The sequence below is a fragment of the Planktothrix tepida PCC 9214 genome (genome assembly GCF_900009145.1).
GTDB classification, from domain to species: Bacteria; Cyanobacteriota; Cyanobacteriia; order Cyanobacteriales; family Microcoleaceae; genus Planktothrix; species Planktothrix tepida.
On sequence record NZ_LN889760.1, the window covers coordinates 16,458 to 37,352 of the forward strand.

Here is a 20,895-nt window from a genome sequence, read left to right on the forward strand (position 1 = left end):
AATATGCCAGAGGAAGAGGCTTTAAAACTCAACTTGGTCAATGGGATGGCAACAAATGTCAAGTCAGCTGAAGCTTATGCTAATTTAGGGCGTTTGCAGAGTCAGCAAGAACAATGGCAAGCTGCGATCGCAAATTATTATCATGCCATCGAATTAAATCCCAATTGCTCTTGGTTTTATCATCATTTAGGGGATATTTTCTTAAAACAAGAACAATGGCAAGAGGCGATTAATCATTATCGTCGCGCCATTGAACTGAATCCTAATTTTCCCTGGTCGTATCATAATTTGGGAAATGCTTTATTAAAATTAAAATCCTGGGAAGAAGCAATTCAGGTTTACCGTAAAGCTATTCAGTTAAATGCTCAATTTCATTGGTCTTATTGTAATTTAGGGGATGCGTTAGTTCAGCAAAAAAAGTGGGATTTAGCGATTACTTATTATTGGAATAGTTTGGTTGTTCTTCATCAAACCAATCAAGAACAGGATTTTGTGATTATTGCCACTAAATTAGGAGAAACCCTAGAATCTTGTTTACCGGAAACTGTTGATCTAGTGATCGCTTATTATCAAAACGTGATTCAGAAGAGTCAACAGTATCCTGAGTATCAAAATATTATTAATTTTCTAAATACTAATCTAAAATCATGGATTAAAATAGCAGATTTTTTCATCCATAAACATTGGATGAATGCTGCTTTAATTCTGTATTCAATGGCGATTGAAGTTTATCCTGATGAGCGGTTCATTAAAGAGAAATTAAAAACCATATCTCAGAAAAAGAATGATTTAGAAAAAACGATTGTTTTGTACCATCAAAATATTAGTAAAAATCCAAAAAAATGGTCTAAATATGATGATGCGATCGCTGCTAAACCCACTGTTAATTATTCTTATAATCCTTTAGCTGTGAATCAAAAAAACGGACAATTTATATTAAGTACGGATATCGATTTTGACTTAGACCAATTAGACCAACTCTTTGAAGCAGTGGGTTGGATGACTCGTTCCCATGAACAAATGAAAATTGCCCTAGAACACAGTTTTTTAGCCGTTACTCTTTGGTTTGTCAAAGATACCCAAAAACAATTAATAGGGTTTACACGGGCTGTTTCTGATCATGTTTATAATGCAACGTTGTGGGATGTGGTCATTCATCCCAATTTTCAAAGTCAAGGATTAGGAAAGACCCTAATTCAGTATACGTTAGAAAAACTGCGACAACAAAACATCGAAAATATCACCTTATTTGCAGGTTCAAAAGCGGTTAATTTCTATCATAATTTAGGGTTTATTACCGACCCTAATGGTATTAAAGGAATGTTTTGGGTTTCCCCCTAACTATTTTCAATTCCCAACCCCATCACACAGTTTACGATCTTGTTCCTCCACATCGGAACCATATTTTAAATAATCCCGAATTTGTTCACACACCTGACCCGTAAGGTATTGTTTTCTGCATGGGTCAGAATTAATTTTCTATCTTCGCTAAATGCTGCTGATTGAATTTGAGTTTGATGTCCTTTCAGTTCTGTTAAAATTGACCGTTTCGGTTCCAAACTTGGGCATTTTTATCCTCTGAAGTGGTAATAATAAACTGACTATGTTGCCAACAATTATGTTACTATCAGGGCTAAACTCAAAGTATCATGGCTATGCTTACTACGCAAGAGCTTGGTGCATAAGTTTAATTTGTACGACTCAAATGCTATATCAATGTCTAGGATTGCGTCTTCAGGCAAAAACCGAGTTTCTTAACAACTGTGGGTTAGAAACTCGGTTTCTAATACCTAGTCACGAAGATTGAGTCGTTTTATCTTTTCTTTGCTTGAAACGGGAATGAAGCACAAAAGCACCCAAAGTTAAGATAGTACCAAAGATCATATTTGGTTCGGGAACGGTCTTAGTTGGTTTTATTTTTCCCCCTAAAACATCATCAATATAGCTGGCATAAGTTGACACGCGAGTATCTACACCAAATTCTCCGAAACTAGTATTTAGAAGAATATTATCAATATCAGGAGGACTTGAACAGCTAGTGTAATTATCATTAGCACTACCCAAACAAAAAAACATGGATCCCATTCCTGCAATTAACCCATTAATGAATGTTGGGCCACCTGGGCTTGTTCCTCCATGAACCTCTTGCAAACCTAATCCTAAATCAGGAATACCGATGCTTCCAAATCCATCATTTTCGGGGTTGCCATTATCAAAATCATAGGCTAAAGATGTACCTGGGACGAATTGAGACGGATCTAAACTATTGAAAATTTCTCCCCCACTTTCATATAGATTTTTGCCGAAACGCTTGACTCCAAATGGGAATTTTGTTACGTCAAAACCTTGATTTCCTTGACCCGAAACCCCATATCCTACTTTAACACCAACTTGACCAACTTCATCGGTATTGCGATAAATATCGTATCGTTCGGCAGCTTCCGGTGCCACAGATGCGAGTTCAAGAATAGCGAGATCACCTTCAATTGACTTAAAATCAAAAACATCTTTCCAATTTGGGTGAATATAAATTTTATTAGCCTTGATGCCAATTTGACCTGTCGGTAAGTCAAATAATATCGTTGTATCAGTCGATAAACCAGGGGTAAAAGGGTTATCGAAACACTGGGCTGCTGTCAAAATATGTCGTCCTGAAGATAACAGCGAACCTGAACAACCAAACATTTCTGAACCAATTTTAATTGGTATAGAGACAACACCATTATATCCAGCTCCAGGCTTAACAATATAGTCATTAGGATCGCCTGAAGTTACTATAGATTCAGCTTTATTATTAATATCAAAAAGTACAAAAACTCCCACTAAAGATAAGGTAGTTGAGGCGATTGTAGAGACCAAAACGTTAAGCTTTTTAAAGATAGATATTGACATCAGATTTGTTCCATTCCTAATGTATTGCTCTTGTTCTAGGGCTACTATTGCAACCATTCTCAATTAGCCAACATCTGGTAGAAAATTAATGCAGGATGGTTATCCTGATCGAAACGGACTGGAGCGTTAACGAAGCTTGTAAGTATCTCTGAGATTCTTCCGCTATGCAGAGGCTTCGTAAACAGTGCGCTGTACTGCGACCTAACATGACTGTTCCCTGTAATTGCAACTGTATCAGAGTCAGCCTGGTTAACGAAACCAACTATTGTTTAGTTTTTAACCTAGCCAAAAGTATAGGTATGACCCCCACCCAGAGGCTAGTTAAAGACTCAACTCTTTATTCGAGGTTGTTGATAGAATTTATCTATATGCACCAAGAAGACCCCAAAGTCCGTCAACTTAAGGAAAAGATAGGAGGCGATCGCAACGGCTAATGCTAGTTGAAGAGGGCGATGAGTAGTCGCCCTAGCGAGGTGGCAACTGTAAGTGTGAGTTTAAAGGGGCGATCGCATTCATTCGGTGTGAGTTGAAGGGGGAAGGAAATCAGATGACTAAAACAACAGGGAGAATTTTGAGAAATGCGGATTTAAGGCATCAAAGTCAAATGGCGGTGCTACCATTAGAAGTGCTAGAAAAAGAACTGTATAGACTACTAACACCAGAAAATTTTAAACCGTTGGTTCCACATTGGAAGAATTATTTAAAAAGTTAAAAGCCCTGAGAGAGGGCAACACAGTATTAGGGGAAAAACTTTGTATCGATTAAACTCTCATCAAAAGGAGCAAATTATTGCTATAATATATTCTATAGTTTAATTGATCAATATCCCCATTTAGGGCTTCAACGTAAGAAGTTAAAAGTTGAACAAATTTTAGAGAGCTATAAAAATGGTTAAAATTATTAGTCGCAAATCTTTAGGAACCCAACCAGTTTATGATATTGGCGTAGAACAATATCATAACTTTATTCTGAGTAATGGTTTAGTTGCTTCTAATTGCTTCAATAAATCCCATTCCATGGCTTATGCCTATGTCACCTATGAAACCGCTTATTTAAAAGCCAATTATCCCGTTGAATATATGGCGGCTTTATTAAGTGCTAATAGTGGGGATACGGATAAAATTCAAAAGTATATTGAATCTTGCCAAAAATCCCTCGAAATTGAGGTTATCCCCCCGGATATTAATCTTTCGGGTATGGATTTTACCCCCTCCGATAACAGTATTATTTTTGGACTTTCAGCGATTAAAAATGTAGGGGAAGGTGCGATTGAACATTTATTAGCAGAGCGTCGAGAAGGGGGAGAATTTAAAAGTTATCCTGATTTATGCGATCGCATTAATTTACAAGTTGTCAATAGCCGTGCTTTAGAAGCATTAATTAAATGTGGTGCTTTAGATAAATTGAACCCCAACCGTCGCCAAGCTATTGATCATTTAGATAAATTAATTTCTTGGGCGCAAAGTAAAGCTAAAGATCGGGCTGTTGGTCAACAAAGTATCTTTGATCTTTTAGGGGGAGGAACAAATACAATTAACACCCATGAAGATGCACCAAAACCTGCAAAACTGGAAGATTTTACAGTTCAAGAAAAACTACAATTTGAGAAAGAATTACTGGGATTTTATGTTTCTGAACATCCTTTAAAATCCATCTTAGAATCTATTATTGTAGAGGAACGAGTTACTTTATCAGAATTAACGGGTAAAAAATCAAAAGTTAAAGTCGTTGTTGTGATTACCTCGATTAAACTGCATACCACTAAAAAAGGCGATCGCATGGCATTTTTACAAATTGAAGATTTAACCGGACAAATGGAGGCGATTGTTTTCCCCCGAACCTATCAAGAAATAAAGACTTTTCCGGGTGAAAATGATGTGGTTTTAATTACAGGAAAAATTGATAAACAGGAAGATAAAACTCAGTTAATTATTGATGAATTGCAATTCGCCAATACTCTCCCTCGTCATGAAAAACTCCCAACTCCTTTATTAGAAGATTTGGAAATAGAGGAATCAGAATTTATGGTGCTTTTACATTTAAAAATTGAGGAAATTTATGATTTAACTCGCTTGCAAAAACTTCATGCACTCCTCAAAGAACAATCATCGGGTAATCAACAACAAGCTAATATTCCTATTGTGGCTACAGTGAAGGGAGAATTCCAACATAATTATAAAGGGGTTTGTTTAGGTCGTGACTTCTGGATACAAAATGCTGAAGCCACTCTGAATTCCTTAAAATCTGCTGGGTTTGATGCTGAAATTAAACCGAAAATAGAACCAACTCTTTCTTCTATTTTTTAATATTTCTCTAAAAAATGTTGAGGAAATTGTTGTTTTAAAGCAATAAAAACCGGACAGGGTTTTTGTTCTTGCTGATTTTCGGGTTTATGCCAAGTGTAGGGAGCAAAACGAGACGCAGACATCCATAAAAAACGTTTAGCTCTGGTCATGGCGACGTAGAGTAAGCGATATTCTTCGGCAATTTTTAAATCCTTGGCTTGTTCCCAAGCGGTAACAACATCAGGAATTAATTCTTGTCCGTGAGATGCGGCTCGAATTTGAGCACGAGCGACTTCAGAAAGGGTTAATTCTCCTAGAAATTTCGTTTGCGGTAAAACTCGTAAATTCCCCGGAATAGTAGACTCTTGTAAAAAGGGAAGAAACACATAATCCCAATCTAATCCTTTGGCTTTGTGCATGGTAATTAAAGTTAATTGACCGTCACGGGTGTAGGGACTTTCTTTAGAAGTTTCTTCATCAATATCAACGGGTTCAAATCGTTCTGAACTGACAATATCGTTTAAAACATCTAAAATAGTTCCCATAGAATGGCTACCAAAAGTTTTTTGACCAATGCGTTCAGCTAATTTATCGGCTGTTGCTAATTCCGTTCGTTCATAGCGCAGGGATAAGGCTAAAAAAGAGATTAATTGATAGGGAGGAAGTTCTAAACGCGCTTGCAATAATTGACAACAAAAATAACGACATTGACGAATTTCTGGAGACTGAGGCGCATCCAGTGGGCCAGGATAAAGAAATTCTTCAGGATGAATTGCTATTTTATTATAATCTAAATTCGGAATTAAATTGCGATCGCCTAAGACTTTTAACGCTAATTTTAAATAATCCGGTGAATGGGGCCGATCTAAAAATTGTAATAAGGCTAACATCTCTTCAGGAATTTTAGAATTTCGTGCCTGTTGAGACGCATCATAAATGCGGATTTTAGTTTTAAAATCTTCGGGTATCTTAATATTGTATGATTTGGGGTTATTTAAAACGTTAGAAATAAACTCTCCTTGTTTATTTTCTCGAATTAAAATAGCAAATTTTCCTTTAGGCTCATGATTAAAAATTGTTACAATCCGTTGCACAATCCACTCAACGGTTTGATAAATATCCGCAGGTTCACACAGTTCTAAGCCTCGATCATAAGCGGGTGGATTTGCATTGGGTTGAGGGTCATTCCATCCCACTAACCGAATCATTTGCTCTCGAAAAGGTTGTTCATTTCCTGCTAATTTGGAGCGATTGACCCACGATAACATATAATTAGCCGCATCAATAATAATGCAGCTACTTCTTCCTGCCTGATCCATTGTCGCTAATTTTTGTAACCGTTCACATTCATTACAAAAATTCCGAAAATAAATGGGATCAGCAGGAGTAAAAGTTGAGTTAATCGCTTGATTAGGATCACCGACTCGAACTAAATTTAAAGTCTCTAAATCATCACTAATTGACTCAGAAGACCGGGCTAAAATTCTCAAGAGTTTACTTTGCAGAGGCGTAGAATCTTGAGCTTCATCTTCAAACACAGCAAATACTTGATTTTGCCAAACTTGACGCACTGCTTGATTTTCTAAGACTTGCAAGGCAGCTAAAATCATTTCATCATAATCAATTAAATTCAGCGATCGCAATAAATTTTGATAATTTTCATATAACCCCCCAGCAATTTTTAAAATCTCATAATCATCAGGAATTTGTTCGCTAATTTGGTTTAAATCTTCCGGTTTTAACCCTGAACTTTTCGCTTCTTGAATCACTTTCCAAGCCAAATTCGGTAAAATTTCTGTTCGTAAAACTGATTGCCTCCTTAAGCGTTCTGTTTCTTCTCCATCAAATTGAACTCCCTCAATTAAGCGTTGATAATGACGAGGATTTGCAGCAATCCACTGTTCAACACAGGTGCGAGTAATGCGATTACTGGGAGTGGGTAAAATTAAAGTAACATTCTCTAAATTTAATCCCGATAATTCAGGATGCCTTAAGGCAATATTGAGAGCTAAACCATGCAAAGTATGAACAACAAATCCGCCTAAAGGTAATTTAAGTTCTTTGAGTTTTTCTATAATTTTAGCCCGAATATTAGCAGCGGCTGAACGGGTAAATGTGACAATCACTAATTGATGACGAGCGTGGAGTTGATAATGAGCGATCGCTAAAGCAGCAGCAACCGCCATTCCTGTTGATTTTCCCGCACCCGGAACCGCAGAAATCGCTAATGGCCCTCCATTCCAATCCGCCATTTGTTGTTGACCAGGACGTAAACTTTGATAAATTTCTTTAATTTTTTCGGATCGAAAAGCACGAACTTTCTCAATATTTTCTAAAGAATTCGTTGTTGTGCCATCAGAAACCGTCAATTCCGTTTCTGGGGTTGATATAGAATCGGAGGAGGAAACTTGATCCAGGTCAAAATCGTCTGTCATTTTAGGCTCAATCTTAAAGGAGTTATTAACAATAAAAGGTTAAATTAGACATATTGTTATAGGGATATCGCTTAAAATTTTATCAGGAAACAGTAAATTTTAAAAGGATATTGCTGTAATATCGGGTTCTTTTTTTGAGGAAGGTAACGCCATGAATACTAATCAAATGGGCTCTCGGACAGCATCAAAGCTAGGATTTTGTCTAGGATTAATGGTATCAGTTTTAGCTTTATCCAGTTGCAGTCAGGCGAATAAAGCGACAATGAGTTCTCCCGCTAGTGCGCCTTTAGCCCCAGCAGATACCCGCGAAATGGCTAATTCTGCACCGGAACAAACGACCCCAGAACCTAAAAAACAATCTCAACTGATTAAACGTGCTCAATTGACCTTAGTAGTGGAATCAATTCATCAAACGACAGAATCAATTACTGCTATTATCCAGAAACAGCAAGGAGATATTTTAAAATTTGAAGCTCAAAAATCTCCCGATAATAGTCAGCGTCAAACGGCTTATTTAGAGTTTAGAGTTCCTCAACAACGGTTAGAAACAACGTTAAATGCGTTAGCAAAATTAGGAACGGTGGAAAATCAAATGATTACAGCCGAGGATGTTTCCGATCAATTAGTCGATTTTCAAGCTCGACTACGAAATTTACGCAAATCGGAAGAAATGATCTTAAAAATTATGGAACGTTCGGGTTCCGTTGGGGATGTTCTCAAAGCCGCGAATGAATTAAGTACCATTCGGGAATCCATTGAACGCATTGATGCTCAATTAAGAAATTTACAAAATCAAGTTGCTTATTCCACAATTAGTTTAACCCTTGAATCGCCCGTTTCTGCTGCTTCTACTTCTGATAATTTGGGATTAAGAATACAAGAAACTTGGGGAAGCGCAACTCATACAATGGGAGAATTTACTTGGTTATTAGTAGGATTAACTTTATGGTTATTAGCCTTTAGTCCTTATTTATTGCTTCTGGGAAGCGCAGTTTATGGTTATCGTTGGTATCGTCAAAATAAAATAAAATAAAGTTAAAATCCTGAACCGTTTATAAGATTTTGGGGTAAATCGCGAGCGAGGACGCTCGCACAACTTAAAAACTCGGTTTCTTCCTAAAACTCAACCCTTAATTATTCATCAGTTTGCCAAACATCATGAATTTGATCCTCATCTAATACTTTTTTGGGGCGGACTACCAAAAGCAATTTTCCGAGTAATAAGATTGACGGGTTTTCATCAAACCATTGTAATTCTAAATACTCGGAGCCTTCTACTAAGAAATAGGCATCAGTATCCCATTCCCGTTGAGCGCGATCTACAATCATTAAAACAGGTTCCGATTTATTCGGTAAGGGATGGGGTAAATTAGCACTATTTCCTAAAATGGCAACGGGATCTTCTGCTTTCATCACCACTTGCCATCCTGGAACAGCTACCCAGGCGGCGTTTCCTGACGATTTAACCATACGAAATGTACCGATTTCTTCCATTAAAGGAACAGCATTAAAGTCCGATAATGAAATCGGAAATTCACCCGCAACTGGAATTAAACGAGGGATATCTTCTTCCGTTTCTAAACGATAAATCGGTAAACGAGGAGCAGAGCGTTTTGTCGTAACTGAAAAATCGGTTAACAGTTGTTCAATTTTTTCTCTGGCGGTTTGGGAATGAACATATTTTAACCCCTTTGCAATTAACCGTGAGCGTTGTTGTAAATCATGATGTTGTCGTGAGGCTTTCCAAGCGTAATAAGCTAAAATATCCCCAGGATGATGAGAAAAACCGTCTGGAGCAGTCGAAAATCGAGAAAATTCTTTGATTGCTTTTGCTAATTCTTTCGCTTCATCGGCATCTAATTGACGCTGATTTGCAAATTCTGAAGCCCTGACTCGTTCCGCTTGGTTCAGAATCCGAAATTCATATAAAATATCACTTCCTTTGCGTTGAAAATAAGATTGAATTTCAAGTGCTAAATTGCCTTTGACTAAAGAGCTAAAAACCTGTGCCGCCACAATCACTTGATTTTGTTGAATGGGTTCAAACCCGGTTTCCTCAAAAATTTGTTGGGGATTGTAACCGGATTTTTGTAATTGAGCACAAGCTTCACCCCACTCGACCCAATTTCCTTGTTTACGACGTAATAACTGTATTAAATTTACTGTGTCCGTCGAAGAATCTGGTGTCGCGGAGAGAGAATCAGAAGGATTCTGTGGTGTTTGAGTCATAATTATAGAGGTTAATTTTCTGGAAAACCGTCTGAAAATATCAACTTTTTGTCTGAATTTTTAATGTATCATAAAAGATGGAGAATTATAAACCTGATTTCTTCAAAATTAATAGAGCGGTACAGAAATCAGCAAAATTGTCAAATCAATTTAGAGATAACTTATCCCAGGTATGTTGGGCTGAACGTAATAAATTCTGAGATTCTTGACTAACTGTTGTTCCTGCTGGAACCTGTTCCAAGGTATTAATGATATCGGTTAATTGACTCATTAAAGCACCAATATCAGGATCTTTAGAACGAGCTAATTTTTGCCATTGAGCAATAGCAGATTTTGCTTGTTTAACTAACTCAACAGCATCTTTTTCAGTTTGTAACCGAGTTTGAGATATTCCTAAATTTGTTGTATATTCTGCTAATTTTTTCTGAGCTTCTGAATAGCTGGGGTTTTCCGTCGGAATTTGTTCTAACCGACGAATTGCCTCCTCCCATAATTTAATCAGTTGTTGCCATTCTTGAGCAGTGTGAGGCGGATTTTGAGAAGCTTTTGCAGCTTGACTTGCAAATTGCATCGCCGCATCAATTAACGTATTTCCTTTAATACTTCCCGCCACAAATCCAAGTTGTTGTTGAAAATCCCGTTGCGCTGTTGCTAACTGTTTTTGAGCTAATTTTCCTGCTAAGGTTTCGGGGGGAATTTTCTCTAATTGATCAATCGCAGTTTGCCAAACTTTAATGGTTTGTTGTTGTTCATTTCCAGGGGGAAGTTTTTGGAATTTTTGCTGTGCTTCTTGAATGGATTGTTCGGCTTTTGTATATTCCTGATAGGCATTTTGTTCTTGAAAAATTTTAGATTCCATTCGTCCTATATTCTTGCGAGCATCTTCATATTCATCGAAGGTAAATCGCCACATACAACCCATAAACGAACAATACGCTTGAGGATAATAGCCTAAAAACCAAACTGGTAATTGATCCAGATGCTTTTGAGCTTGTTTAACTTTTCCAACCCCTAATTCAATATCAGCAATGGCTGTTGCTTGATTGACTAATTGATCGGATTGTTCAACTAATGACACCGCTTGTCGATAGTTATAATCCATATTAATATAGCTCGGAAGTAATAAAATGGGAAAGGTTTTAGCCACCGGAAAACGAATCATGGGATAAGGTAAATTAGCCAGAGCAACTAATCCTACAAATCCGCCTAAAACAGCCATTCCCAAAACAATTTTAGGAAAAATTCCAGGGGGACGATTCACTTTTGCTGCTTTTTTTAAAACGGATTCGCTAAAGTTAGGAAATTGATCATAAACTAAATCTTTTAATTCATCTAAAGTCAGGGAATCTCCTGATTGTAACCGCATTTTTTCTAATCGTTTTAGAACAATTTTCGCTCCCACGTCTCCAACTAAATCTTTTTGAGAACACTGTTTAACTTCTTGTTGTAAAATTTCAAAAGCTTGATCATAAAGTCGTCTCATAACTCATATCCTCTTAACTTTATAAAGCAATCCTATGAAAAGGCTTATAACAAAAATTAATCATCAAATCCAAATTCTTTCTATTCCCTATTTCCTGTTCCCTGTTCCCTGTTCCCTCTTAATTTATTGATACCGAGTTAATTCCACTCGATATCGTTGTTTTTTGGTAATCACAATATCCTTGACCTCTAAACGTCCCTTTCCCCGAATTGCAATTAAATCACCGGATTTTACTTGATAACTTGCTTGGGTGATTTCCTTCCAATTCACCCGCACATCTCCCCCATCAATTAAACTGACCATTTTGCTGCGTGACATTCCAAATCCAGCAGAAGCAACTGCATCTAAACGCATCGAAGCTTCTACCGTTGTTAAGTCTTTCTTTTTAGGTTCTTTAACCTTTAATTCACTCGGATCAATGCGCTGTGTTTTTACCGGAACAGAACGCACTTGGGTCAAATTTAATTCCAAAAAATCCGCTAATTCTGGAGTAACAATCGTTTGAGCACCACGCTCTCCTAAAACAATAATATCCCCCGTTTTATCACGGACAATTCCCGTTCCTAACATCGAACCTAAAAAGTCTCGATGGGTGGCTGGATCAAAGAGAAAATTTCCCGAAATCTCTAACACCACAACGCTAACCTGGGAAGAATCCAAAGGCAGATCAGATCGAGCAATTCCTAACCGTTTTCTTTCTGCTTGAGGATAACCTCCCCAGGCAACCATCTGCACTTCTGTTAATCGACTAAAAACCTTTTCTGATTCCGCCAATTCAGGAGGAGACAGAAAATCCGTTAAGGTAATTTCCCACGTTTTAAGTGCTTGTTCTGCCAGATCGAGAACCCGTGCTAAACTTTCTCGATTTTCAATGCCTTTTAGAAGTTCATCTCTCGGTAACATTAGGTGATTTTAAGTGAACGGGAATAGAACAATTATTGGTATTGATGATAGCATTTTTAACAAAAGTTCAATCCATTTGGACTCGATAAACTTTTCTCCAGAATCATTAGAAATACCTAGAGACAAAAGCAACAAATCCCAGGATAGAATGGCGCCCATTTAAACTATTGTATCTCCCACCGTATAACCTTGCAGATTTTCCGGTTCTAAGGGTCTTAAAACGCGAGTGGCTCTCCGCATTAAGGTTTCTGAACCCGTGACCACCACTAAATATTTTCCAGCATTGAGGCGGTTACGATAGGGTAACGCATCCCCTCCCCCAACAATTAAACCCACGCCGCCGCCAGCGACTACACTGCCTAACCCCCCGGAAATCGCACCGAGAACCGCACCAATTAAATGATTTCCAACCTGTCCCGCCCAAGCGAAGGTATCTAATCCTGTAATTAAACTAAAGGTAAATCCTGCCACAAACCCAAAGGGAATTAACCAAGTTGCCATTAATTTCACTTGTTTAATCGCACTTTCATTGGGATCAATTAAGCCAAATTCATCCGCCGTTTTATAGCCTTTTCCTAAAATCGTGATTTGAGTTGGGGGAATTCCTTCTTTCTCTAATTCCAGATAAGCCGTTTCTGCTTGTAGGCGATCAGAGAGGACAGTCACAAGATAGTTCATAAAAGTAGGATGGGAGTGTGGAAACTCAGCGTCTTCAGACCTGAGAGGAAACACGACTCAGGGGAATTTATTCCCCGTGAATATTGGATTGGGAACCGACAAAAATTGTTTTATTTGCCGATTCCCGGTTTTTTTGGGATTTCTCCCACTCCTATTGCTAGGGTAATGTTAGCTTCGCCAATGTTATCGGTCGGTAACTATCTCAAAAGCACTATTTTACCCCTCGTAAAACTGTTTAACTTTTAAGTTCCAGAGCAACAGACTAGCTACGCATCTATTGGTGGGTTCTTGAACACTTGCCGATAACGTAGTCAATTAAGACTATAGCTGGTCAGCTATCCAAAGAGGAGGCATGAAGCCCCGTCTCTTTAGAGCGGGGTGCTGACAGGAGAATCTGAAAATACACCATTAATACTATTGCTAGTCTACACAATCCTTACCCCCCTACCCCTCAAACCCAAGCTGCCTCACCTTTGCTCTCTCCCCCACCCAGAGCAAAACCAAATTTTTTCCAAGGATTCGCAGTGGATAGACCCCATTAACAGTTAAAATAACCTACTGCGGTATTTACATAGACCGTTAATTTGGGAGAGAGAATAGATCATGAAGACTCTCTCGAACATCCCCCTAGCGGATTTTGTCAGGGGGTGAGATCTCGATTCCTGCTATTGCAACCCATTTTCCTAAATCATGCCGAAGGTTCTTGTCTCCGATTCGATTGATCAAGTTGGTATAGACATCCTCTGCCAAGTCGCTCAGGTGGATGTCAGAATAGGTTTACCCCCAGAAGAACTGGTGCGGATTATTCCAGAGTATGATGCTTTGATGATCCGGTCTGGAACTCGTGTAACCCAAGAAATTATTGAAGCTGGCGATAACTTAAAAATTATTGGTCGCGCGGGTGTGGGTGTCGATAATGTAGACGTTCCCGCCGCTACCCGCAAAGGGATTGTTGTTGTCAACTCCCCCGAAGGAAATACCATTGCTGCGGCTGAACACGCTTTGGCGATGATGCTGTCTCTGTCTCGCTACATTCCCGATGCTAACCAATCTGTTAAAAGTGGAAAGTGGGATCGTAAAAGCTTCATTGGTGTAGAAGTTTATAAGAAAACCCTAGGCATTGTGGGTTTAGGTAAAATTGGTTCCCATGTCGCGACGGCGGCTAAAGCGATGGGGATGAAATTATTAGCTTATGATCCCTTTATTTCCCAAGAACGGGCGGATCAAATTGGCTGTCGGTTAGTGGACTTGGATTTGTTGATTCGCGAGTCCGATTATATTACGCTGCATATTCCCAAAACCAAAGAAACCTATCATCTGTTTAACGCGGACATCTTCTCTAAAATGAAGCCGACAGCCCGCTTAATCAACTGTGCTAGAGGGGGGGTGATTAATGAAGCCGATTTAGCCGTCGCCTTAACAAATGGCCAACTAGCCGGGGCTGCCCTCGATGTCTTTGAGAACGAACCCCTAGAAGCCGATTCTCCTCTGCGGGAATTGGGATCTAAAATTGTGCTCACCCCTCACCTGGGAGCCTCTACAGAGGAAGCCCAAGTCAATGTGGCGATCGATGTTGCCGAACAAATTCGGGATGTGTTACTGGGCTTACCAGCCCGCTCTGCGGTGAATATTCCAGGGTTGTATCCCGATGTTTTGGAAAAACTCAAACCCTATCTGCAACTGGCTGAAACCCTAGGTAATTTAGTCGGTCAGTTAGCCGGAGGTCGGGTAGACTTCCTGGATGTGCGGTTGCAAGGGGAACTGGCTGGAACCAATAGCCAAGCGGTGGTTGTGGCAGCCCTCAAAGGGTTACTGTCCAAAGCTTTACGCGAACGGGTGAACTATGTTAACGCCAGTATTGAAGCCAAAGAACGGGGAATTCGAGTGATTGAAACCCGTGATGCTGCCTTGACGGACTACACGGGATCACTGCATTTAGAAGCGAAGGGCTCATTAGGTAGTCATTCGGTGACGGGAGCTTTATTAGGGGATCAGGAAATTCGGATTACCAGTGTTGACGATTTCCCGATTAACGTGCCCCCGACCCGCTTTATGTTATTTACGCTTCACCGGGATATGCCGGGAATTATTGGCAAAATTGGCTCCCTTTTGGGCAGTTTTAATGTCAATATTGCCAGTATGCAAGTCGGACGTAAAATCGTTCGGGGTGAAGCTGTTATGGTTTTAAGCCTTGATGATCCCTTACCTGAAGGACTGCTGGCGGAAATCATGAAAGTTTCTGGTATCCGCGACGCTTATACGGTAACGCTTTAATCAGTAATCAGTTATCAGTCATCAGTTATCAGTGGCAGCCATTGACCGTTGATTAACTTTTTACCCGGACGAATCGCCTAGGATATCAACTCGCGATTGTTAAGTCTAATGAGTGGGTAGAAACGGGCGATCGCAAATCTCTACACTGATGACTGATGACTGATGACTGATAACTGATAACTGATAACTGATTATGGCTAATAGTTGGTGGGAAATTAAAGTATTGTGTGATCCGACGCTAGAGGATGCGGTCTTTTGGCGGTTGGAATCCTTTGGTTGTCGGGAAACAGCTTGTCAAATTAAAAATAATTCCTGCCTGATATCGGCTTATTTACCTGAAGAAAAAGCCCATTTACTGGATTTAGCAGCGCTTTCTTTATTGTTGCGTCAAGATGCTCTGTGCTTAGAAATCCCCATTCCTGCGGTAACTTGGGATTTAATTGATGAGCAGGACTGGTCAACGGCTTGGAAACAACATTGGGAACCGACCCCTATTGGCGATCGCTTTTTAATTTATCCAGCTTGGTTAACCTTACCCGAACATTGTGATCGAATTTTATTACGCTTAGATCCAGGGGTTGCCTTCGGAACCGGAACCCACGCCACGACTCAACTGTGTTTAGAATCTTTAGAAATGCGATTAGGGGGAGAACCCACCCAAGCGGTGATTGCAGATATTGGTTGTGGTTCGGGTATTTTATCAATTGGGGCAATTTTATTAGGCGCATCAAAGGTTTATGCGGCTGATAATGATCCGTTAGCGACTCGTTCTACGAAAGAAAATTGTGAATTAAACAAAATTCCACCGGAAAAAATTATTATTCAAGATGGAAGTATAGAACAGATCATTTCGGTGGCAGAACAACCAGTTGATGGTATTGTTTGTAATATTTTAGCAGAAGTTATTATTGATTTAATTCCTCAATTTAATGCGATCTCTAAGAAAAATACTTGGGCGGTTTTAAGCGGTATTTTAATGGATCAAGCTAAACCCATTGCAGATACTTTAGAGCAAAATGGTTGGGTTGTCGCTACCTTATGGCGTCGGCAAGAATGGTGTTGTTTTAATATTCGGCGATCTTAATCAGTTATCAGTTATCAGTTATCAGTTATCAGTTATCAGTTATCAGTTATCAGTTATCAGTTATCAGTTATCAGTTTACTGGTTTCTGGAAATATTGGCAAGGGAATGATCGGGGTTGATTTCTACAATTAAATTAACTAACTTAGGATTTTTAATTAATGGATTTATAAATAATTCGGGATGTAGGGCTTTCCAAAAATAATCAACAAATTGACTGATTTCTGCATCGCTCATGCCTGATTTTCCGGTTGAAATCATGTCATGTTCAGCTTGAATTCTCCATTGTTTTGATAGTTTATAATCGACCGGATTTAAAATCATTAATTGATCTAATTTTTCCCATAAAGGAATATATTGTTTTAACTGTTCATTCATATCCCTGGCAAATTGTTGATCGGTGAGGGTAATAATGGGTTCAGGTGCAGAATTAAATTGTTGTGGATCAATGGGTCTACATCCCACGAACCAGCCTTCAAATAAAATAATATCAATTCCTGTAACAAATTCCGATGAAATGCGATCACCTGCACCCTGCCATAATGACTTATCAAATCGAGGAATAGCAATGGTTTGATTCGGTAAGGGTTGACGCAATTGTTCTAACACCTGTATTGCCAATTCAACATCATGGGTTCCAGGTGGCCCCCGCCAAATTAACCGGGGATCGACCCTTTGTAACTGTTGACGTTCTAAATAAGTTTTATACAGATCGTCTAAGGACAAGCTGATTGTGTCATAGTGAAAAAGAGACAAAATCTGAGTTAAGACTTTCGCTAGAGTTGTTTTCCCTGTCCCTTGTCCTCCTAATATTCCTTGAACCAGAGGACGACCTAACTGTTGACGAGACTCAGCCAGTTGGGTCGCAAACGGAAGCCAAAACTTCCAGAGGGTTTCTAACTGTTGGGATAATATAGGGAAATCAAGATTCTCTTGAAAAAGTCTATAAAAAAGATGCGATCGCCCTTGTAATTTCCGCCTAATATTTTCCGGTGTGATTCCCCACAATATCGCTTGTTTAGAATCAGACAGTTCCCACTGTTCTAAAAGCTCTAAATCTGTGGAATGGGGGGGTTGTCCATCAGCCCAAGCTTGCAAAATTTCTATCATAGACAATCACAGAAACATAAAAAATGTTAGTTTTATGAACCCAACATGAATGCTAACAAAAATAACCCATAACACAAACCCATTTTGAGTGCATTCAGGTTTTCAACCCAAAAGGATTGTCGCAAACGGTTGGGACTACTGTAGGCTAACCAGTTGACCCCTTCTACTAGGATAGAGACCATTAAAGCCACAGTTACATCTATATTTGCATTTTGTCCCGCAATTGCAGAAATAGCCAGTGCTAGGGCAAAACCAAATAACAAACTAATGATGAGGAGCGAAATCCGTCGCCAAGGATTTAACAACCATCGTCGGAGTAGTGCATTGATAACAGTTACAAGCCGATTGAGACGGGTATTTTGCATAAAAGACGGTGTAGAGAGTAATGGAATTAATGAGCGGGTTTAAAACGAAAGATTATGAAAGCTAAACTGTATCCAGCCTTTCTAATTACTGGAACTATTTTATTAACTTTAATTAGTTTAAGGCAATTCTTATTTCGCTATTGTGTCCAGTCAACGGAACGAAAATCTTCCGAACAGGTGGCCTTATCTCTCTCAGCCCCCCTCTCAACAACGTTTCCTAAAACCTCTATTCCAGCGCCACCTGCGTCAGAAAGACCCCCTGTTCCTTCTCCCAAATTGGGGAATAATCCCCCCAAACTGTCACCTCCTGCCATTTCCACAAACCATCACCAAGGGTCATTCCGAGTCAGTAACCTCACGGAACATCCGGTGCGTGTAGCCTTACTCACTCGTTCATCTGTGGGCAACACCGAACCCGTCCATTGGGATTTTGCGCCGGAAGAAGGCAGTCAAGAAGGGTTGATTTTGTCCCTCCCAGAAAAAGATTTAATTCTCAAATCTGGCGATATTTTGATTGTTTTTGCACCGGATGGTTCTCGCTATTACTGGGGGCCTTATATTGTCGGGGAAACCCCCTTCCCAGTCTGGAAGCCTGAAAGTAAGGAATGGCAGTTGGTCATACAACCCACTAGGACACTGGATGAATTTTCATCTGGAAAATAGGCAATAGTAAGATTATTTCGGTTGCCCAAATAGGTGATAATAACTAATTGATATATTGAGTTGGGTGTTAGTCAACAGCCAACAGTCAACAGTTACCACCTGTGTCCTTCCCCCATGAAACTAAGTTCAGATCGAGAGATTAAAACCCTTTTTTCAAATCAAATTAAAACCCGTTGGTTTCCATTTCTCCTGGCGATTTTGGGGTTGGGTTTAATCAGTGGGTTGGCTTTTTTTCAGAATTTAGGAAATCTGGGTTTATTGGATGAAACCGAACCTTTATTTGCAGAAGCTGCCCGTCAAATGTTAGTTACAGGGGATTGGATTACCCCGTATTTTAATGAAGAAACTCGTTTCGATAAACCGCCTTTAATTTATTGGTTAATGGCAATTACTTATCAAATAGTTGGGGTCAATGAATGGGGGGTTCGTCTCCCTTCAGCAGTTTCGGCTTTTATTCTAATTGGTTTGGGATTTTATACATTAAGTTATTATGTTGAGAAAACGCAATTTTATACCGTTAAAAGACAGGAAATACAAGGCTTAATTTCTCCCGTTTACAAACCTCGTTTCATGACAGTTCTTTTGCACCCTTTACCTTGGATGGGGGCTATATTGATGGCTTTTAATCCTGAAATTGTGGCTTGGGCAAGAATTGGGGTTTCGGATATGTTATTAACAGGTTGTATGGGGTCAGCTTTATTGGCTTTTTTTCTAGGATATGCAACTGATGAAGCGAAAATATCTGAGTTAGAATTTCAAGAAGATTCTTCTGTAGGATTTAAAAATTTAACTCTACCCCAAAATCGAGCAAATTATTGGTATTTAGCTTTTTATATTTTAGTCGCCTTAGCGGTTTTAACAAAAGGCCCTGTGGGAATTGTTTTACCTGTTTTAATTATTGGTTCATTTTTAATTTATATTGGAAAAGGATACGAAGTTTTACAAGAAATGCGTCCTTTGCAAGGAAGCTTAATTTTTGTTGTGATGACTCTACCTTGGTATATTTTAGTAACTTTGATTAATGGTAAAAGCTATATTAATTCGTTTTTTGGTTATCACAATTTTGAGCGATTTACTAGCGTCGTTAATCACCATGCGGCTCCTTGGTATTTCTATTTTATTGTAGTTTTAATAGGGTTTGCTCCATTTTCTGTCTATTTACCCATTGCGATCGCTTCAACAAAATTTTGGAAACGCCGAGCTTGGAAACGTCAATCTCGAATTCAACAATTGCCATTATTTTCTGTTTTTTGGTTTGCTGGAATTTTTATATTTTTTACTATAGCTGTTACCAAGCTCCCCAGTTATATTTTACCTCTGATACCTGCTTCAGCTTTATTAATTTCTCTATTTTGGCACAATTTAATAAAAAACAATCATCTCGTTAATCCTAATGTTAGTTTGGCTGGTGCTATTCCTAAAGCGTTTTCTCTATCTATCATTTTCAATATTCTCTTGGTTTTTAGTGCTTCAGTTGTTAGTTATTTTAGTAAAAACTTGCTTGGATATGATGCAGATATGCCCAATTTTAGGACGGATTTACAAACCTCTGGACTCCTAAATCGATCTGCTTTAATCTGGGGAATAACCACATTAGGAATAATAATAAGTTGGTGGAAACGGCGAATTTCAGGACTTTTTATTGTTAATATCCTAGGATTTATCGTCTTTTTTATCTGGGCAGCAACTCCTACCCATAGTTTACTTGATCACCATCGTCAAGAACCTTTAAGACATCTCGCCCAAACCGTTGTACAAGAGCGAAAATTAGGAGAAGAATTAATGATGGTTGGCTTTAAAAAACCCAGTTTAGTTTTTTATACTCAACATCCAGTTCAATACGCTTCTGAACCGACTGATGCGATTAACTATATTAACAGCCCAGAGGTTCAAAATTCTTCCCCTAAAACTATTTTAATTCTTGGACATCCCCGTGAATTAACGAATATTGGATTAAAACCGAATCAATATAAAATTCTTGATCAAGCAGGTTCCTATCAACTCATTCGAGCTAATATTAGGTTTTAGTTAACCCGTCTCACATTCTTTTTTTGTGACTTGATGACGATATTGAAACATATCTTCTAAGCGACTATTGACCCACCAGCCTAATATTTTTTCTGCCAATTCTCCGCCGGGTAGAGAATAAGTAATGTTATCGGTGAGGCGAGTTTTACCATTTTCAGCAATAAATTGATGTCGATGTACCCAACTTTCTACAATTCCTTCTTGTTGTTCATCGGTAAATAACTCAAAGGGTTTACATTCGGTATGAACCGCTACCCATCGCACCGGAATAAACCCTAATAATATTCTAAATTCCGAAATTGCTCCTACTTCTAAACCCCCTTCCCGACGCACGATTTCTACAGGTTGCCAAGGAGGAGTTAACAATTGCAATATATCCGGTCGGGTATGAAACTCCCAAACGACTTCTACAGGCGCATTAATCAGGGAAGAATAGTGAAAGTGTTGCATGAATGTTCTACAATTATAA

At 38.9% G+C, this 20,895-nt stretch carries 17 protein-coding genes; 8 read left to right on the forward strand and 9 right to left on the reverse strand.

The genetic code is table 11. From position 1 onward, the window contains the following. Positions 1-3 precede the first annotated feature (3 nt). Positions 4-1,341 (forward strand): GNAT family N-acetyltransferase, encoded by a 1,338-nt coding sequence (locus PL9214_RS29935; protein ID WP_083579836.1) that lies wholly within the window; start codon positions 4-6, stop codon positions 1,339-1,341. Positions 1,342-1,794: 453 nt separating this feature from the next. Here PL9214_RS29935 and PL9214_RS00580 read toward each other — a convergent pair whose 3' ends face one another. Continuing rightward, a complete protein-coding gene (locus PL9214_RS00580) occupies positions 1,795-2,892 on the reverse strand; it encodes a trypsin-like serine protease (protein WP_186440271.1) in 1,098 nt (365 codons plus the stop codon). Between the two features lie 547 nt (positions 2,893-3,439). On the opposite strand from PL9214_RS00580, the gene PL9214_RS31040 reads away from it, so the two are divergent. Both PL9214_RS31040 and PL9214_RS00590 read left to right on the forward strand, forming a co-directional pair. Next, positions 3,440-3,604, forward strand: coding sequence for a hypothetical protein (locus PL9214_RS31040; protein ID WP_186440272.1), 165 nt, complete (start codon positions 3,440-3,442; stop codon positions 3,602-3,604). Between the two features lie 175 nt (positions 3,605-3,779). Continuing rightward, a complete protein-coding gene (locus tag PL9214_RS00590; protein WP_072716915.1) occupies positions 3,780-5,198 on the forward strand; it encodes a helix-hairpin-helix domain-containing protein in 1,419 nt (472 codons plus the stop codon). Here PL9214_RS00590 and PL9214_RS00595 read toward each other — a convergent pair. Further along, positions 5,195-7,612 carry an ATP-dependent helicase gene (locus PL9214_RS00595; protein WP_072716916.1) on the reverse strand — a complete coding sequence of 806 codons (2,418 nt, stop codon included), beginning with the start codon at positions 7,610-7,612 and terminating at the stop codon, positions 5,195-5,197. The genes PL9214_RS00590 and PL9214_RS00595 overlap by 4 nt on opposite strands. A 151-nt stretch (positions 7,613-7,763) precedes the next feature. On the opposite strand from PL9214_RS00595, the gene PL9214_RS00600 reads away from it, so the two are divergent. Then, positions 7,764-8,645 (forward strand): DUF4349 domain-containing protein, encoded by an 882-nt coding sequence (locus PL9214_RS00600; RefSeq protein ID WP_083579838.1) that lies wholly within the window; start codon positions 7,764-7,766, stop codon positions 8,643-8,645. A 101-nt stretch (positions 8,646-8,746) separates the two neighbouring features. On the opposite strand, the gene PL9214_RS00605 is transcribed toward PL9214_RS00600, so the two are convergent. From PL9214_RS00605 to PL9214_RS00620, 4 genes are all read right to left on the reverse strand, one after another. Continuing rightward, positions 8,747-9,841 carry a RuBisCO accumulation factor 1 gene (locus PL9214_RS00605; protein WP_072716917.1) on the reverse strand — a complete coding sequence of 365 codons (1,095 nt, stop codon included), beginning with the start codon at positions 9,839-9,841 and terminating at the stop codon, positions 8,747-8,749. A gap of 145 nt (positions 9,842-9,986) precedes the next feature. After that, positions 9,987-11,324 (reverse strand): hypothetical protein, encoded by a 1,338-nt coding sequence (locus PL9214_RS00610; RefSeq protein ID WP_072716918.1) that lies wholly within the window; start codon positions 11,322-11,324, stop codon positions 9,987-9,989. Positions 11,325-11,447: 123 nt separating this feature from the next. Next, positions 11,448-12,227 (reverse strand): photosystem II electron transport protein, Sll1252 family, encoded by a 780-nt coding sequence (locus PL9214_RS00615; RefSeq protein ID WP_072716919.1) that lies wholly within the window; start codon positions 12,225-12,227, stop codon positions 11,448-11,450. A 159-nt stretch (positions 12,228-12,386) separates the two neighbouring features. Beyond that, complete coding sequence (locus PL9214_RS00620) at positions 12,387-12,905, reverse strand: hypothetical protein (protein ID WP_072716920.1); 519 nt, start codon at positions 12,903-12,905, stop codon at positions 12,387-12,389. 690 nt (positions 12,906-13,595) lie between these two features. On the opposite strand from PL9214_RS00620, the gene serA reads away from it, so the two are divergent. Both serA and prmA read left to right on the forward strand, forming a co-directional pair. Beyond that, positions 13,596-15,179 carry a phosphoglycerate dehydrogenase gene (gene serA, locus PL9214_RS00630; RefSeq protein ID WP_072716922.1) on the forward strand — a complete coding sequence of 528 codons (1,584 nt, stop codon included), beginning with the start codon at positions 13,596-13,598 and terminating at the stop codon, positions 15,177-15,179. A 193-nt stretch (positions 15,180-15,372) separates the two neighbouring features. Next, positions 15,373-16,263 (forward strand): 50S ribosomal protein L11 methyltransferase, encoded by an 891-nt coding sequence (gene prmA, locus PL9214_RS00635; RefSeq protein WP_072716923.1) that lies wholly within the window; start codon positions 15,373-15,375, stop codon positions 16,261-16,263. Positions 16,264-16,338: 75 nt separating this feature from the next. Here prmA and PL9214_RS00640 read toward each other — a convergent pair whose 3' ends face one another. Then, positions 16,339-17,370, reverse strand: coding sequence for a glycerate kinase (locus PL9214_RS00640; RefSeq protein WP_186440273.1), 1,032 nt, complete (start codon positions 17,368-17,370; stop codon positions 16,339-16,341). A 32-nt stretch (positions 17,371-17,402) separates the two neighbouring features. Further along, complete coding sequence (locus tag PL9214_RS00645) at positions 17,403-17,735, reverse strand: DUF565 domain-containing protein (RefSeq protein ID WP_072716925.1); 333 nt, start codon at positions 17,733-17,735, stop codon at positions 17,403-17,405. A gap of 54 nt (positions 17,736-17,789) precedes the next feature. Between PL9214_RS00645 and PL9214_RS00650 the strand changes: the two genes are divergently transcribed. Both PL9214_RS00650 and PL9214_RS00655 read left to right on the forward strand, forming a co-directional pair. Continuing rightward, positions 17,790-18,398 (forward strand): hypothetical protein, encoded by a 609-nt coding sequence (locus PL9214_RS00650; RefSeq protein ID WP_072716926.1) that lies wholly within the window; start codon positions 17,790-17,792, stop codon positions 18,396-18,398. Positions 18,399-18,512: 114 nt separating this feature from the next. Then, entirely contained in the window at positions 18,513-20,426 is a 1,914-nt protein-coding gene (locus tag PL9214_RS00655) for an ArnT family glycosyltransferase (RefSeq protein WP_072716927.1), read from the forward strand. Here the strand turns inward: PL9214_RS00655 and PL9214_RS00660 are convergent, their stop codons facing one another. Then, complete coding sequence (locus tag PL9214_RS00660; RefSeq protein ID WP_072716928.1) at positions 20,427-20,876, reverse strand: SRPBCC family protein; 450 nt, start codon at positions 20,874-20,876, stop codon at positions 20,427-20,429. Between the last annotated feature and the right edge of the window lie 19 nt (positions 20,877-20,895).